This is a genomic window from Cocleimonas flava (assembly GCF_004339015.1).
Classification (GTDB): Bacteria; Pseudomonadota; Gammaproteobacteria; order Thiotrichales; family Thiotrichaceae; genus Cocleimonas; species Cocleimonas flava.
The window spans coordinates 435,376-453,038 of sequence record NZ_SMFQ01000005.1; the positions used below are offsets into that span (position 1 = coordinate 435,376).

Annotated in this window: 11 protein-coding genes; 6 read left to right on the forward strand and 5 right to left on the reverse strand. The window is 42.1% G+C overall.

The window, feature by feature from the left end; translation table 11 throughout:
• Window positions 1-52: 52 nt before the first annotated feature.
• From tsaC to pabB, 5 genes are all read left to right on the forward strand, one after another.
• A complete protein-coding gene (gene tsaC / locus EV695_RS18515; protein ID WP_131907498.1) occupies window positions 53-601 on the forward strand; it encodes an L-threonylcarbamoyladenylate synthase type 1 TsaC in 549 nt (182 codons plus the stop codon).
• Between the two features lie 91 nt (window positions 602-692).
• The gene (gene uup / locus EV695_RS18520; protein ID WP_131907499.1) at window positions 693-2,600 is read left to right on the forward strand and encodes an ATP-binding cassette ATPase Uup; all 1,908 of its coding nucleotides are present in this window, start codon (window positions 693-695) and stop codon (window positions 2,598-2,600) included.
• A gap of 47 nt (window positions 2,601-2,647) precedes the next feature.
• Window positions 2,648-3,292, forward strand: a complete 645-nt coding sequence (pdxH, locus tag EV695_RS18525; RefSeq protein ID WP_131907500.1) for a pyridoxamine 5'-phosphate oxidase — start codon at window positions 2,648-2,650, stop codon at window positions 3,290-3,292.
• Window positions 3,293-3,552: 260 nt separating this feature from the next.
• A complete protein-coding gene (locus EV695_RS18530) occupies window positions 3,553-5,964 on the forward strand; it encodes a sugar-binding protein (RefSeq protein ID WP_165874757.1) in 2,412 nt (803 codons plus the stop codon).
• Window positions 5,965-6,012: 48 nt separating this feature from the next.
• Window positions 6,013-8,214, forward strand: coding sequence for an aminodeoxychorismate synthase component I (gene pabB / locus EV695_RS18535; protein ID WP_131907501.1), 2,202 nt, complete (start codon window positions 6,013-6,015; stop codon window positions 8,212-8,214).
• An 81-nt stretch (window positions 8,215-8,295) separates the two neighbouring features.
• On the opposite strand, the gene EV695_RS18540 is transcribed toward pabB, so the two are convergent.
• The 4 genes from EV695_RS18540 to EV695_RS18555 all read right to left on the reverse strand — a co-directional run bounded on the left by EV695_RS18540 (window position 8,296) and on the right by EV695_RS18555 (window position 14,054).
• The gene (locus tag EV695_RS18540) at window positions 8,296-9,276 is read right to left on the reverse strand and encodes a dimethyl sulfoxide reductase anchor subunit family protein (RefSeq protein WP_131907502.1); all 981 of its coding nucleotides are present in this window, start codon (window positions 9,274-9,276) and stop codon (window positions 8,296-8,298) included.
• Window positions 9,277-9,546: 270 nt separating this feature from the next.
• Complete coding sequence (locus EV695_RS18545; RefSeq protein ID WP_131907503.1) at window positions 9,547-10,281, reverse strand: 4Fe-4S dicluster domain-containing protein; 735 nt, start codon at window positions 10,279-10,281, stop codon at window positions 9,547-9,549.
• A complete protein-coding gene (locus tag EV695_RS18550; protein ID WP_131907504.1) occupies window positions 10,281-13,199 on the reverse strand; it encodes a molybdopterin oxidoreductase family protein in 2,919 nt (972 codons plus the stop codon). The genes EV695_RS18545 and EV695_RS18550 overlap by 1 nt, the downstream gene beginning before the upstream one ends.
• A gap of 342 nt (window positions 13,200-13,541) precedes the next feature.
• Window positions 13,542-14,054, reverse strand: a complete 513-nt coding sequence (locus EV695_RS18555) for a metallophosphoesterase family protein (protein ID WP_131907505.1) — start codon at window positions 14,052-14,054, stop codon at window positions 13,542-13,544.
• 259 nt (window positions 14,055-14,313) lie between these two features.
• On the opposite strand from EV695_RS18555, the gene sat reads away from it, so the two are divergent.
• Window positions 14,314-15,507 carry a sulfate adenylyltransferase gene (gene sat, locus EV695_RS18560; RefSeq protein ID WP_131907506.1) on the forward strand — a complete coding sequence of 398 codons (1,194 nt, stop codon included), beginning with the start codon at window positions 14,314-14,316 and terminating at the stop codon, window positions 15,505-15,507.
• Between the two features lie 163 nt (window positions 15,508-15,670).
• Here the strand turns inward: sat and rimO are convergent, their stop codons facing one another.
• Complete coding sequence (gene rimO, locus EV695_RS18565) at window positions 15,671-17,017, reverse strand: 30S ribosomal protein S12 methylthiotransferase RimO (protein WP_131907507.1); 1,347 nt, start codon at window positions 17,015-17,017, stop codon at window positions 15,671-15,673.
• Window positions 17,018-17,663 lie beyond the last annotated feature (646 nt).

Below are 17,663 nucleotides of genomic sequence, written 5' to 3' on the forward strand. Positions count from 1 at the left end.
TTTTTTTAAAAAAGGCTTATAAGTGGGGGGGTGCATAGCCAATGCATTGCACATGTTAATTACCAAGAAACCACAAGAATTAATCAATATATTACGTAACGGCGGAGTATTTGCCTATCCGACTGAAGCCGTTTATGGACTAGGTTGTGATCCGGATAATGAACAAGCCGTAAATAAGATTCTTGAATTGAAGCAACGTTCTGTCGACAAAGGACTTATTCTTATTGCTTCGGATTTTTCACAAGTTGAAAAGTATTTGAAACCACTCAACCAAGACCAATTAGCACTCATTAAACCTAGCCAGACCACTTACATTTATCCTGCAAGAGATACTGCGCCAAAATGGCTAACGGGTAATTTCAACTCACTTGCCGTTAGAATTAGCAAATTGGCAATCATTCAAGAGCTATGCTCAACGCTTGATTCTGCACTGGTTTCAACTAGCGCAAACCTCAGCGGCCAGGAACCTGCCCGAAGTTGTGCGGAAGTAGATTCCGTGTTTCACAATAAAATCGACGCAATTCTTGATGGAGAAACAGGAGATTTGCTCACCCCGACCGAGATACGTGATAGTATCACCGGCGAAATAATAAGAGCTTAGCTTTTATTGACCAAAATCTTAACTAACGAATTTACTGAAGCCTTTCAAAAATTCGCTTAACAAGAAAAACCACTCAAGAAATCATATTCAAATGTCATTGATCCAACTCAAAAATATCCAAGTCAGCTTCGGCGGCCCTGCCCTGCTTGATCAACTCAGCTTAACGATCGATGCTGGTGAACGCATTTGTTTGATTGGCCGAAACGGCGCAGGCAAGTCAACCTTAATGAAAGTTCTGAATCGCGAAATAAAAGCAGATTCGGGCGAAATCATCGTTGAGAAAGGCGCTGTCATTGCTCAGTTAGAGCAAGAAGTCCCTCAGGATATGAGCGGCAGTGTTTATGAAGTCGTCGCATCAGGGCTCGCTGAAACGGGCGAACTATTAAGTGCTTTTCATGCGATGAATGAAGAGGACGATATCGGCTCTGAAGACTGGATGAAGCGCTTTGAGCGCATCCAGCATAAATTAGAATCCTGCAATGGCTGGCATTTCCAAAATACCATCGATACCGTTATTTCCAAGCTAGAGTTAAATGCGGATGTTGATTTTGGTCAATTATCTGGTGGTATCAAACGTCGTGTATTACTCGCACGCGCGTTAGTTCAGGAACCAGATGTATTACTCCTTGATGAGCCGACCAACCATTTGGATATTGAGGCGATTATCTGGCTGGAAGAGTTCCTACTCAGCTTTAATGGTTCATTAGTTTTCATCACCCATGATCGCTCTTTCTTGCGACGCTTAGCGACACGTATTATTGAAATCGACCGTGGTCAAGCAACAAGCTGGCCGGGTGATTATGAAAACTTCTTACGTCGCAAAGAAGAAACTTTACACGCTGAAGAATTAGAAAATGCGCGTTTCGATAAGAAACTGGCACAGGAAGAAGTCTGGATTCGTCAGGGAATCAAAGCCCGACGTACCAGAAACGAAGGACGTGTGCGTTCATTAGAAAAAATGCGTAACGAACGCAGTCAGCGCAGAGAACAACAGGGACAAGTCAATATCCAGGTTGATGCGGGACAGAAAACAGGTAAGCGTGTGGTTGAGGTTGAACATATCAATTACACCCTACCGAATGGACGTGTGTTGATTGATGACTTTTCTGCATTAGTTCAGCGAGGCGACAAGATCGGCTTAATCGGTCCAAACGGTGTGGGTAAGACAACCTTACTTAAAGTGTTATTGGGTGAATTAAAACCCGATTCTGGAAAACTTATCGAAGGTACAAACCTTCAAGTAGCCTACTTCGATCAACTTCGAAGCCAGCTTGATGAGAATCGTTCGGTTAAAGACAATCTTGATCGTGGCGCCGATAAAGTCATGGTGAATGGCAAAGAAAAACACGTCATCAGCTACTTACAGGATTTCCTATTTTCTCCAGAACGTGCAAATTCACCCGTAAACGCACTTTCAGGTGGTGAGCGAAACAGACTATTACTGGCGAAACTTTTCATCAAACCAGCCAATGTATTAGTGCTCGATGAGCCTACCAATGACCTGGATGTTGATACGCTCGAATTACTGGAAGAATTGCTATTAAATTATACTGGCACAGTGCTTATCGTCAGTCATGATCGTGCATTTATTAACAATCTGGTAACGAGTTGTTATGTGTTTGAAGGCGAAGGACAAATTAGCGAATACGTCGGCAGTTACGATGATTGGTTGCGTCAAAAGCCCGCAGTAAAAGCACCTACTAAAGCACAAAAATCAGCGAAAAAGAAAGAAACACCCGCTGAAGCACCTGCTAAAGAGACACAATCTGAGGCCAGTGAAACTAAAAAGCTTAGCTTTAATGAGCAGCATGAACTTAAAAACCTGCCCCTTGAAATTGAAAAGTTAGAAGATCGTATCGCAGAATTAGAAGTCCTGATGAGTGAGCCGGATTTCTTTTCTCAAGAACATAAAAAAGTCTCCGCAATTACTGACGAATTACAGCAGTCTCAGACTATACTTAAAGAGAAATACGATCGCTGGGAAGAACTAGAAGCCTAGCGATTTTAGTAGTTAAAAACCTAAGTTAACAGGAAGGTTAAAACAACATGGATATCGGTGATTACCGCCGCGAATACACTAAAGGCGGCTTAAAAAGACAAGACTTAAGCGAGTCTCCCTTTAAACAGTTTGAAAAGTGGTTTATCCAGGCCAGTGATGCTGAGTTATCAGACCCAAGCGCCATGACCATAGCCACTGTATCTGCTGCAGGCAAACCTTCACAACGAACCGTATTACTAAAGATATTCGACGAGAAAGGTTTCGTCTTCTTTACTAATTATTCCAGTCAAAAATCCAGAGAGATCCAGGAGAATGCAAATGTGTCATTGCTATTCCCGTGGACAATGCTAGAAAGACAAGTAGAAATTAATGGTCGTGCAGAAAAGATACCGACCACAGAATCACTCAAATACTTTCTCTCTCGACCTCGCGGCAGCCAGTTAGGCGCGTGGGCATCTGCACAGAGCTCCCCTATCAGTTCACGTGAAATTCTCGATGGACAACTGAAAAAAATCAAAGATAAGTTTACTCATGGTGAAATTCCGCTCCCGGATTTTTGGGGTGGTTACCGTGTCATTCCTGAAACGATAGAGTTCTGGCAAGGAGGCGAAAGCCGTTTGCACGATCGCTTTGAATATACTCGGGAAAATACAGCGTTAAACGAGTGGAAAATCGAACGCCTACAACCTTGATAAATATGACATTAAGGTTTCTACACTTTATCGGAATTAGTGAACCCAAATCGAAAAACAGCCCCTAATATGTTAAGATAAACATAAATAATACACCCCCCTACTTGTAGCGTCTTTTTCGGGCTATGCTAAAGAAACTAATTAGTAGGCGGTTAATAATAAATAGAAAAAACAGGGGCTTAATTACTTCATTCGCGATGGATAGAACCAATTGATATTGGATTTGTCATATTAATACGGCGGCTGAATTAAGAATAATCATGAAAAAATTCCAACAAGTAACAATCTTGCAAGTGCTTGCGAGCAGTTTAATGGCATTGTTATTGAGTAGTGGCATAAGTAACGATGCTCAAGCATCTCCGTTTAATCAAAATTCTCCGCTTGGAATGAATACCAATGAGGCACTCGAAGTAGATGCCAGTTTGCCGTTCGCAGATATTTTCCGTTTGGCGCTTCCATTTAATGAAGCTCGTCCCTGGTTTACCAAAGGCAATGTCTCTTTCGATAAAGATGGCTGGCCAAAAAATCTCAATGGCGGACAAGCTGGAACACGTTTCCTCAGCCATATTCCCATCGAAGCTTTACCGAAAGGCGAATACACGGTTCTCTATCAAGGCGAAGGTAAAATCAATTATGGTGCTAGCGCCAAAGTTGTAAAACGCTCTCCGGGTAAAGATATTATTAAATTGGTTCCAATGAAACAGCCAAATGAGATGTATCCCACGGCTACTGCAACGCTATTCATCAAAGAGAGTAATCCTAAAAATTATATCCGCAATATTCGCATTATGATGCCAGGCGGAATCTGTAGAAATGACCCATTCAAACGTGTCACTGCAGCGAGACAATGTGCCAACAATAGCTATCAATCATTTGCCGATAATCATAATCAGGTGATGTTCAACCCAGACTTTCTGAACTTCATGAAAGACTTTAAAGTTGTGCGTTTCATGAATATGTCAGGCGTTACGCGCAATAACATTCGCTCATGGAATGACCGTCCAACGCTGCAAAAAGCAACCTGGGGTGGTAAAGAAGGTGTGCGCGGTGTACCGATAGAAGTGATGATTCAGCTAGCCAATATACTTGATGTTGACCCCTGGTTTAATATTCCGCACAACGCAGATAACGTTTTTATTAATCGTTTTGCACAGACTGTTAAGCAACAACTCAAACCAAATTTAAGAGTCTATCTTGAGTACACCAACGAAGCCTGGAACAATATCTTCGTGCCACAAGCTGAGCACATGAAGCAAACGGGTTATAAACTTAAACTGGATAAAGATCGTAATATCGCGGGTTCTAAGTACTACTCAATGCAAAGCGTTAACATTTTCAAAATGTGGGAACGCGTTTTTGGTGGAACCGATAGACTGGTTCGAGTAATGGGTGGCATGACCACAAACACCAAGCTTACCGAAACTTTATTGGGTTTTCAGAATGCTTATAAACACGTCGATGCTATTGCAGTAGCGCCTTACTTTCATTTTTCACAGGACAAAATGGCAGGCATCAAAAGTGTGAACGATGTGTTTACCACATTAAATGCGCGGGACAATCGCTACTCGATTCGCAACACGCTTGATTTTGTGAAAAAACAAATGCAGGTTACCAAAGGCTTTGGCGTCGATTTAATCGCTTATGAAGGCGGCCAGCACCTCGTACACCATAAAACACATTCAATGACTCAGGGCGCAACTCCGCACCTATATAAAGCAAATAAAGACAAGCGCATGGCTGCAGCGTACTACCAGCTTCTTGCAGGCTGGAAAAAACTCGGTGGAAAGCTGTTTATTCCATTCTCTGCACCACGCCCTTCAACATGGCACGGTAGCTGGGGAATCAAAGAACACATCGCAGAAACTCCCGCACAGGCACCAAAGTACAGATCATTACTGGGCTTCAGCCATGGTAATCCATGCTGGTGGGAAAGCTGTCGTGGCGGAAAAATTGTGCGTCATCAAAAACCAACGATTATTGCCAAACATTTAGTGTCTGGAAAACAGGACGAGAGCTCAGCTAAATACGTTGCAATACAAAAACAACCACCGGGACAACGTACGTTACATCAAGCGAAAGCGGAATTCATTGGTACGGTTATTCAAGGCACTATCGAGAACCCTCGTGATTTAACCGCAAGATGGCGCGCAAACTGGGATGATAACAATCTCTACGTTTGGGTTGGCATTATTGACGAAGTGCATGTGAGTGACTCTAAAGAATCATGGGCTGATGATTCCATCGAAATCTATATCGATGCAGATGCTAGTCGTGGCGAAACCTATGACCAGTTCAATGATTTCCACTTAAGCTTTAGTTTAGGCAAGTCTGAAATCACAGCGGGTAGCACAACACCTCTGGATAGACTAAAAGATATTAAATACACCACTAGACAATTACCAACCGGTTACCAACTAGAGGCGGCTATCCCGTGGAGCACATTAAATATACAACCAAGTGCTGAGCACGCTATCGGTTTTGATATTCAAATCAATGACGATGACAATGGTGATGCACGCGATGCGAAAATCTCATGGAACGCCACTATCGATCAGGCATGGAAAAACCCACGCGTATTTGGTCAGCTGATTTTACAAGATAAAAATCAACGCTTTGCCAAAACAGATGATGATTCGCCGATGGATAAGAAAGCGTTTCAGTATCCACAATAAGGTCGCTTCTATTACTACAACGTTGTGCTTTATTGATACAATGCGCTCATGGAAGAGCTATCAAACATACTATGCGGCGGTTCAGGCGACGATGAAATTTACGCCTTATTAGAAGATTCTAAGTCTGATGACAAAGACTCTAGAAACCTGCTGTTTACCGATGCTCAAGAACTAATTATCGCCTGGAGTGAAGAAGAACTCTCTGACTCTATTGAAAAAATTGAAGAATTAAAAAGCGAAGGGTTATACCTTTGTGGCTATTTGTCTTATGAGGCTGGCTTTCATTTTATCGATAAGGCCATCAAGAAACGTCTACCAGATCATCCTACGCAACCCCTGCTCTATTTTGTTGCGTTTAAAAAACTGGAAAGCATTAGCAGAGAGAATTTAGACAAAAGCTTTGCCGAAATTGACACCTATCCTAAAGCGGAACTTTGTCCTCATAACTTTTCAATGAGTGTCGCTAAAGACACTTACTTAGAAGCCATTCGAAAAATTAGACGTTACATTATCGCCGGCGACACCTATCAGATTAATTACACGATCAAATACAAATTTGATTTATTGGGTAATGCGATATCACTTTATAAGGCACTGCGAAAAACCCAGCCGGTAGAGTTTGGCGCGGTTCTAAACTTCCCAAATTCCAATATCGTTTCTTTATCTCCCGAGCTTTTCGTTAAGAAAAAAGATGGCATGCTTTACGCTAAACCCATGAAAGGTACAGCGAAGCGCGGTCGAAATACCAAAGAAGACGAATTCATCCTGGATTTTTTGCAGAATGACCCTAAAACATTATCCGAGAATGTGATGATTGTTGATTTGATCCGCAACGATTTCGGACGTATCTGCGAAACAGGAAGCGTAACCGTAAAAAACCTGTTTGAAATACAAACCTTTAAGACCATTCACCAGATGATCTCCACCATTAAAGGCAAACTGAAACCGGAAATTCATTTATCAGAATTACTCCATGGACTGTTCCCTTGTGGCTCGATTACTGGTGCACCCAAAGTTCGAACCATGGAAATCATTAATGAATTAGAAGCCGAACCACGCGGCGTATACACAGGAGCAATTGGTTACCTGCTTCCCAATGATGATTTCTACTTCAATGTACCTATTAGAACGATAGATATAGGCAAAGATAACCGCTGCGAAATGGGTATTGGCAGCGGCATTATTTATGAAAGTAATCCACAAGCAGAGTACGAAGAGTGTTTATTAAAAGCGAATTTCTTAACCGGTATAAATAATAAATTCTATCTCATCGAAACTATGAAGTTTGACGGGGAAAAACAAGATTATAAAAATTTGAGGAAGCACCTTGAGCGACTCAATTATTCAGCAAGTTATTTTGGCTTTGTACTGAAACAGCGCCCGATGCAGGAAAAGCTATCTGATTTAAAAGCGACTTTGTCATCTGAAAATAAATCATACAAAGTAAGACTCACAGCCTTTCACAGTGGTGATATTGAACTCACCCACGAATTGCTCCCTGAAGATGATGGAAAAATTAAAACCATCATGATCAGTAACCGCAAGATAAATAGTAAATCAATCTTTCAATACCACAAAACATCACGCCGTGAGGTTTACAACGAAGAATATGATAAAGCCATTAAAGAGGGTCATTACGAAGCGATTATCTTCAATGAACACAATGAAATAGCAGAAGCCTGCCGCCACAATATCTTCGTAAAAAGACAAGGCAAATGGTACACCCCCCCACTTTCAGCCGGTATTTTAGACGGCATCGAACGTCAGAATTTTAAACAAAAGACAGAAGCCGTCGAAAAATTCCTAACCCTGGATCAGTTACAACACTGCGAAGAAATCGTACTCACTAACTCTGTCAGAGGTGAAGTTAGAGTCATTCTTGAAAAAGATAAACCGGTTACAAAAGGACTCGGAGAATCTGCGCACTCAATTAATCTAGACGAGTATGTTGCACTGTCTAAAAAAGAAGGCGTCGTTATTCTGGATGTACGCTTACAACGTGACTACGAGGACTCTGAGTACACTTTACCTAACTCAACGTGGAAGGACCCACTTCTAGTGGATAAATGGGTAGATTCCATCTCAAAGAATCAGAAAACAATCGTGTACTGCGTACATGGTAGAAGCATTAGTGAAAGCATCACTGAACGGCTTTTATCTGAGGGAATCGATGCATGTTTTATAGAAAGCGGCATAGAAGGAATACGAGAATTAGGGGTCGAGGTTGATAGAAGTAATGCCTGGTTCTAGCCTCTGCTCCGCTTGTTAATAATCATAAAAAAAGCCTCCAACTGGAGGCTTTTTTTATGACAGTAATACCGATTCCAAAAACTAAGAGATCTGCTGGTAATACAGATTCTGTGGATGATTAGCATCCGCAAAGAAATACCAGCGCTCGGCTAACAAGCCTACATACTGCACCAAAACAGCTATTAGCGGAATAAAGTAAGCAGAATTATTCAAGCTCAGAACCAAAAAGAATAAAGGCACTAAGAAAGCTAAAACCACAAATATATACTTAATGCTTTTCACAAATGCCGCTGATTTACCATGAAAGTATTCACGCGTATTGAATGATCCACCCATAGACCCCTGAGCCATTTGTCTAATGTTATTGTGGTTAATACCAATCGCAGATCTTAGGTCAGATTTTGGATTAATATTACGATTACGCAACATTGTAGCCACACGGAAAATAAGCGCGACAACGGTGAAGAAAATCGCCCAGTTAGCATAAAAATATACGAGGCCAATATGCAGATAAGCAGATAACGCCGTTGCGATGGTAAAGCCAGACGCTGTTCCTAACAGGATAAAATTAATCACGGTCAAAGGTGTATGCCACTCTTGTAAAAACTTGATACAACCATAAATCATGCCCGTACATATAAACAAAGCATAGGTGGCAACTGTGGCAATCAAACCCAGTAATAGAGTTGCATCAACTCCGGTGCCACCTGGCATTGTTAATAATGGCGTATTCCAACCCAGATAATGAGCCAATCCATAAGCCGCTATGGTTACAATCGCAGCAGGTAAAGCAATAACTTCTCGCGACAACCACGAGGTACGCCATTTAGTTGCCGTTCTCCATGCTCTTTCCGGATGTCCCAAATGAAAGAACGAAGCAAACAAACCCACACACAACAGCAAGGTTGCCAGCGCACTGCCCCAAATAAAGAAATTAACTTCGTGCTGTTCAGGCATCAATTTAAATTGAGAAAATATCTGACCGGTAAACAAAGCCAGAAACAAACCCTGACCTGCGCCAATCAATGTGGTTAAAAATATTACCGAAAATGCTGGATGCATAATTTTTACCTAATAATTTTTGTTCTGTTAATCAGATCTGTAACAACAGACACATAAAAACTTTAAAACACACCCCCCTACTTACAGGGGGGTTTTTAAAACAACTAGGGTTGAGTGTTTGATGATAGCTAAGTCAATAACGCAGAATTTTTGTTTCAGATTTATTTATTTCAAGAGGCGTATAGTTGATCTATACAACGATTGAAAGAAATGAATCTGGAGCAAAAAGACAAGTTAGTGTTTAGCTATCATTGAATTCTCAGCCCTCTATTACCAATTACTCATATCATCGAGCGATGGACCCTTACCTGGCTCATTGTGTCTTAGACGCTCTTCTTTACTCAATGGATTATCCACACGCTCAAGCTCATCTTTATGAATCTTGATTTCAGTTTTACGACGTGGCAAATAATGATTCGCAGGCTTGGTGCCCCACTCTGGCATTAGCTGATAACCCGCACGCTCGCGGATTGCCTTTGATACTTCCGAGTTTTCATCGTGAACATCACCAAACAAACGCGCGCTGGTTGGGCAAGACATTACACAAGCAGGCTTGCGCTCACTGACGGGCAATGCCTCGTCGTAGATACGATCAACACACAGCGTACACTTCTTCATTACGCGTTGTTTTTCGTCTATCTCACGCGCGCCATAAGGACACGCCCAAGAACAATATTTACAACCGATACACTTATCATAATCTACCAGTACGATTCCATCTTCTTCGCGTTTGTAACTCGCACCTGTTGGACAAACCGGAACACATGGAGGCTCTTCGCAATGCAAACAACTTTTCGGAAAATGTACCGTTTCGGTTTGTGGGTAGGTACCTATTTCAAACGACTGAACACGATTGAAGAACGTCCCTGTAGGGTTTTCTCCATAAGCGTATTTATCAACCATTGGACCTGCTTCGCCCGAGGTATTCCACTCTTTACAAGAGGTCACGCAGGCATGACAGCCCACACACACATTTAAATCTATTACTAAGGCTAACTGAGTCATTACTTTAACCCTCCTGATCTACCAAGAGTTTTTCTAAATTTACCTGCGACATACCCTTGCCATTTATTTCTACGTTTCTTTTCCATTCCCGGCAACGGTTTAACTGTATCGAATCTTGGTAAAGTATGGCTGGCTTCATTATCACCCGCTTTATACACGCGAACACGAACGTCATACCAACCCGCCTGTCCTGTTACAGGGTCAGAGTTAGAAACATGATCTCCCGCATCGTGCGGTGGCAACTCTTCTGAAATCACATGGTTCAGCAAAAAGCCTTTATTCGATTCATTGGCTTTCGCATCAAGCCCCCAGGAACCAGAGGCTTTACCAATCGCATTCCAAGTCCAAACTGTACCGGGCTCAAGTGATTCGGAGAATCGACACATACAACGGACTTTTCCATGCATGGATTCAACCCAGACCCAGTCACCATCTTCAAAGCCATTGTTACGACCAAGAATCGGGCTTACGAATAAATAGTTATGCGTATGGATTTGTCTTAACCAGGCATTCTGTGAATCCCATGAGTGATACATCGCCATTGGGCGCTGCGTCAGTGCATTTAGTGGGTACTTTTGGGTATCCGTTAATTGCGACTCAAGTGGTTCGTAATGGAACGGCAATGGATCAAAATAGGTCTCCACGCGCTTACGCAAACGATCTGGTGGTTGTCTACCTTCTGTTTTACCTTGAGCGGCCAAACGGAATTTCTGCAGAATCTCCGAATACACATGAATATTGATTGGCTCGTCGTAACGAATCATATTGTGCTCTTGCGCCCAGTGTAAATAACCTCTGTTCCAGTTACGCATGTACTGGAATGACTTTGGCATTTCATAATGGAACACACAGTCATTCTTTTTATACATTTCCCACTGGTTCGGATTCGGCTCGCCTTTCATGGATTTCTCACCACTCTTACCACGCCAGCCAGCAAGGAAACCAATTCCTGAGCCAGGAGCTGTTTCAAAGTTGATCACTAAATCGCGGTAATCTTTGAATTTACGCTTGCCGTTTTCATCGGTAAATGTGGGTAATTTCAGACGTGAACCTAGCTCAACGATGACATCCTGGAATGGCTTACACTCACCCTTTGGTGGCAATACGGGAATACGGACCGCGTCTACCGGACCATCATATTCAGAAATTGGACGATCCAGCATCGACATCGCATCGTGACGTTCAAGGTATGACGTATCAGGCAGAATCAAATCACCAAAATCGACTGTTTCAGAATGATAAGCATCGGCAACGATGATGAATGGGATTTTGTATTCACCCTCTTCATCCTTATCCACCAACATCTTTCTTACTTCAGTAGTGTTCATCGATGAATTCCATGCCATATTCGCCATGAATAACATCAAGGTATCAATTGGGTATGGATCGCCACGCCACGCATTGGTAATCGCGTTGTGCATCAAACCATGAACGGATAATGGATACTCCCACGAGAAGCCTTTATCTAGACGTATCGCTTCACCATCATCATCGACAAATAAATCATCAGGACCAGCTGGCCAACCCAAAGGCATGCCGTTTAATGGCGTATTCGGTTTAACATCACCCCAACCTGTTGGTGGTTTAGGGCATGGTGGAATAGGACGCGGGAATGGCGCTTTATGACGGAATCCACCCGGACGATCAATGGTTCCCAATAATGTCATTAGGATGCTGAGCGCACGAATAGTCTGGAATCCATTGGAGTGTGCAGCCAAACCACGCATCGAGTGGAATGAAACCGGGTTTCCAATAACTTTATCGTGATCTTTACCCCATGCATCGGTCCATTGAATCGGTAATTCAATCTTTTGGTCACGCGCTACGATACCCATTTCATGCGCCAGACGTCGAATCGTATCAGCATCAATCCCTGTAATACCTTCAGCCCATTCTGGCGTATACGCTTCTACTCTTTCTTTTAATAGTTGGAAAGCTGGCTTACAAGGCGTGCCATCTTCTAGCTCAAACTCGCCCGTAAGAAATGGATCGACGCCTTCTTTGCGCATTGCAACGGCTTCGTCTTTGACGCGATCCCACCAGTATTTGTTTTGCGGATCGAAACAGCCTTCTTCGACTGGCTCGTCATTGCGAATAAACATACCTTCGTTATGACTATCCGTGGTGATGTCGATCAATTCCGCAGAATTGGTATAGTTGACGAGGAAATCACGATCGTACATACCGAGTTTGATAATCTCACGAATAATCGCGAGTAATAATGCACCATCTGTACCAGGCTTTATTGGAACCCACTCATCCGCTATCGCGGCATAACCTGTGCGTACTGGGTTTATCGCGATAAAACGACCACCATTACGTTTGAATTTTGATAACTCAACCTTCATCGGATTGGAGTGATGGTCTTCCGCAGTACCAATCATGAAGAATAATTTAGAACGCTCTAAATCCGGTCCGCCAAATTCCCAGAATGAGCCACCAATGGTGTAGATCATTCCTGCAGCCATATTCACTGAACAGAAACCACCGTGGGCGGCATAGTTTGGTGTACCAAATTGCTTGGCAAACATACCCGTTAATGCCTGCATTTGGTCACGGCCTGTAAACAAAGCAAACTTTTTAGGATCTTCTTCACGAAGTTTTCCTAAACGCTCTTCCATGATGCCGTAGGCCTTATCCCAGGAGATTTCTTCAAATTCTCCGGCACCACGTTCAGTACCTGGCTTACGTAATAAAGGCTTGGTTAAACGCGCAGGCGAGTATTGCTTCATGATGCCTGATGCACCTTTCGCACATAGCACACCCTTATTTAACGGGTGGTTTGGATTACCCTGTATATAACGCACCTCACCGTCTTTAACGGTAACTTTGATGCCACAACGACAGGCACACATGTAGCACGTGGTCGTTTTTACTTCTACGCCTTCAGTTTCTACAACAACGGGGATATTTTTCATCAATAACCTTCTTTTGGGTAAACCATTAGAATGTAACTAGGTTCTAATTTAGAGGATCGGATAATGCACAACAGTATTTTATATATCAAATTCAATATTTCTATTAGCGTATAAATGAGACAATTTATCTCATTTATTCTAGAACATAAATGCGATAGAAACCGTTTTATTTTAGAAACGTTAGAATGTAATAAAATTCTAATTAAGATTTTACCCATGATGCACAATTTAATTTTATATAACAAATTAAATTAATTTATGGAATGATAGACTTTAGATACCAGCAGGACGAATTAAAAAAAAGCCCTGTAAGTAGGGGGGTGTGTTTAATTATAAGCCTTTTTATACTTCAGAAAAGCGATAGGTTTTTATTTGCCATTCTTTGCCTGTTTCACACTCAAGTACCAAACAAGAAGGACCACCATGAGTTCTGGTTTGACCTGCAGCACCAGGATTAATAACCCAGGGTGTTGCATCCTTATCGATCACTTGTTTATGCGTATGGCCATAGATAATTACTTTTGCGTCTGAATGCATATAACGCAGAGAATCGTGAGATGGCTTATGCGCACCGTGTTTATGGCCGTGTTCTACAGTAATAGTCTCACCCGCCACCGTAAAACTTAAAATGGCAGGCAAATCCGAACCATTGGGATGACAATATGGATCGTTATTACCCGTAACAGCGACCACCTTACCGGATTTAGGCTGCATCGCTTCTAAGACTTCAGCACCACAAATATCTCCAGCATGCACAGCGATATCGCATTCGCGGACAATATCAGCAATTCGAGGATCTAGGTGGGAATGTGTATCCGAAACTACGGCTACTTTAGTAATGTTCTGGCTAATCATTGATTTGATTTTTTCAAAGTACAAAAAAAGTACAAGTAAATAGACTAGCACTATTGCTGGTGTGAATTCAAACCTCTACCAAATTTTTATCAGTCCTTTACTCTTTGATTTTTTAGCTAATGGCCAAATTATATTTATTTTTTTATATGCATAAAAATAACTTATTGAGAGGCAAATTTTTCTATTTGTACTTAAGCAGGTATTGGGGGTATCTTGTATTAATGTGGCAAATTGCCATAGATATTTTCGGGAGATAAGTATGATAAAACCACATGGTTCCGATGAACTGAATCCACTGTACGTATCTGACGCTGCGGAGCGAGATGCATTACAAAAAGAAGCACAAGGTTTACCTTCTATTGTCGTAAGCTCTGCCACTGCAGCGAATGCTGTTATGTTGGCCGGCGGTTACTTTAACCCACTCACAGGCTACATGAATAAGGCAGACGCACTGTCCGTAGCAGATAATATGCACACGACTTCAGGCCTTTTCTGGCCGACGCCTGTTCTCAACCTTGTTGAAGACGCGGGTGATATCAAAGCAGGTGATCGCATAGCGCTGAAAGATCCTAATGTAGATGGCAACCCTGTTCTAGCGGTAATGGATGTGGAAGCGGTTGAAGAATTCACCGATGAAGAAATGGCGACCATGACCCAGTCAATCTACCGACCTGCGGAAGGTGAAGAGCATATTGGTGTGGACACCTTTAACTCCCAAGGCAAAGTTTGTCTATCAGGACCAATCAAGGTACTGAACTACTCGTACTTCGAAAAAGAATTTGAAGGCACGTTCAAGACGGCTGTTGAAATTCGTCAGGAAATTGCAGATCGCGGCTGGAGAAAAGTAGTCGCCTTCCAGACACGTAACCCGATGCATCTAGCACACGAAGAGCTGTGCCACATGGCGATGGATAGACTTGGCTGTGATGGTCTGGTTATTCACATGTTGCTTGGTAAGCTGAAAAAAGGTGATATTCCTGCTGATGTTCGTGATGCCGCAATCCGCAAAATGGTTGAGCTGTACTTCCCTGAAAACAGTGCGATGGTTACCGGTTATGGTTTCGATATGTTATACGCGGGACCGAAAGAAGGCGTACTGCACGCATTATTCCGCCAGAACATGGGAGCTACCCACTTTATTATTGGCCGTGATCACGCAGGTGTTGGCGATCACTACGGTGCTTTCGATGCACAAACCATTTTCGACGATGAAGTCCCTGAAGGTGCGCTGGAGATTGAAATCTTCCGTGCTGATCACACGGCTTACTCCAAGAAACTGGATAAGGTTGTGATGATGTCTGAAGCGCCTGACCACGAAAAAGATGATTTCGTGCTGCTGTCTGGTACCAAGGTTCGCGAAATGCTGGGACAGGGCATTGCACCACCTAAGGAGTTTTCACGCCCTGAAGTCGCTCAGATCCTGATTGACTACTATCAAAGCCAGAATGGCTAATTCTGTCTAAGAGATATCTGTGACACAAAAAAGCCGGGAATTCCCCGGCTTTTTTTATTTAGTAGAGGATTATTAATAAACGTTTTTAATAAAAACGGCTAATCCAACTGTTGATTTCAACAACCTAAGCCACCCCCCTACTTTAGGGCATTTTTTACACTGATCAATCGACCAGCTTAGCCCATAAATCATGCTCGTCAGAATGTGTGATTTCTACTTCGGCAAATTGCCCAGGTTCTAATAACTCACCTTCAATATATACTGCGCCATCTATTTCAGGTGCATCAGCACTGCTTCTTGCAATCGTGATATCTTCTGCTTCGGTATCGCCCTGTTGCGTATCATCGGTGAGTACTCTCATACGCTTGCCCACTTTCGCCGCCAATTTATTCGCACTGATTTCCGCCTGTACTTCCATGAAACGTTCTAGACGATACTGCTTTTCATCTTCTGGTACGTGATTAGGCAAATCATTAGAAACCGCACCTTCCACTTCAGAGTATGCAAAACAACCGACACGGTCTAATTGCGCTTCTCTTAAGAAAGACAACAGAGTCTCAAAATCTTCTTCTGTCTCTCCTGGGAAACCTGCAATAAAGGTACTACGAATCGTAATATCCGGACACATCGCGCGCCAAGCGGCAATTCTAGTTAATACTTTTTCTGCATGCGCAGGGCGTCGCATATCTTTTAAAATACGATGACTTGCATGCTGAAACGGAATATCCAGATAAGGAAGGATTCCTTTGTTCTCTGCATTTTCTGCCATCAAAGGTATTAGCTTATCTACATGCGGATAGGGGTAAACATAGTGTAAACGTACCCATGCATCCAACTCACCTAATGATTCTGATAATTGCTGAATATGAGATTTAACCGGTCTACCATTCCAGAAGCCAGTCTGGTATTTCGTATCGATACCGTAAGCACTGGTGTCTTGTGATACCACTAACAGTTCTTTCACGCCTGAATTCACAAGGTTCTCAGCTTCCTGCATGACATCACCGATAGGACGACTCACCAAGTCACCACGCAATGAAGGGATGATGCAGAAGGTACAACGATGATTACAGCCTTCGGATATTTTTAGATAAGCATAATGCTTAGGGGTAAGTTTAATCCCCTGCGGTGGTACAAGATCAAGATAAGGATCATGTGGCGGTTTCAGCTGCTCGTGAACAGCACCCATTACCGCTTCATAGGCATGAGGACCTGTAACGGCCAAAACTCCGGGATGCGCTTCTAAAACCTTGTCGGCATCAGCACCAAGACAACCAGTTACGATAACTTTTCCATTTTCTTGTAATGCTTCGCCAATTGTATCCAGTGATTCTTTTACCGCACTATCAATAAAACCACAGGTATTAATGACGACAACATCAGCACCATCATAATCCGGTACGATTCCATAACCCTCCGTTTTTAGCTGGGTTAAGATTCTTTCAGAATCGACGAGAGCTTTTGGACAGCCCAAACTTACAAAACCAACTTTAGGCTGATTAATATCCATTTTTTATACCTGTTTTTACTATAGAAAATTACTGCTGTTTTTGCTGAACCTTAACTGAACAAAGGCTTAACGACGACTTAACAAGGGCTTAAGTCGATTTATTATATGATAATTCTGTTTGTGCTTATGCACAATCGATTAGTTCATTGGGATTTGGTAGACAAAACTTGTCACTTGATCTGCTATTTTATCCAACACGGCCAAAATGAAACTCTAAGTTATTGATATATATCATAATATAAAAAGTGGTTAAAAATTAAGCAATCTGTTAATAAACCATTAAAAATATAGCCTCACAGAGGAAATACGTAACATATCAACAGAGTTATCCACAGATAATGTGGACAAGTTTATTAAATAAATATGTCAAGCAGTTTGGTCTAAAAAACACATAAAAATGTCATTTTCTTTTCTAAATTTTTAATCTTTAGTATCAGTCATTTGCGCGTTTTTCTTTAAGCGCATATCTATAAACACATCGGAAACTACCTACTAAAAAGCATCCTCAAATGTATTTTTACCTTAAAGATAGTTACTTTTATTTATAGATATTTTTTAAGCAAATTAAGTGTTAACAACCATTCTGAAAAAGTTGAGCAAATTTTGTCGTAAGCCACTTATCCAAAAATAGACAGTGCAAATAGAC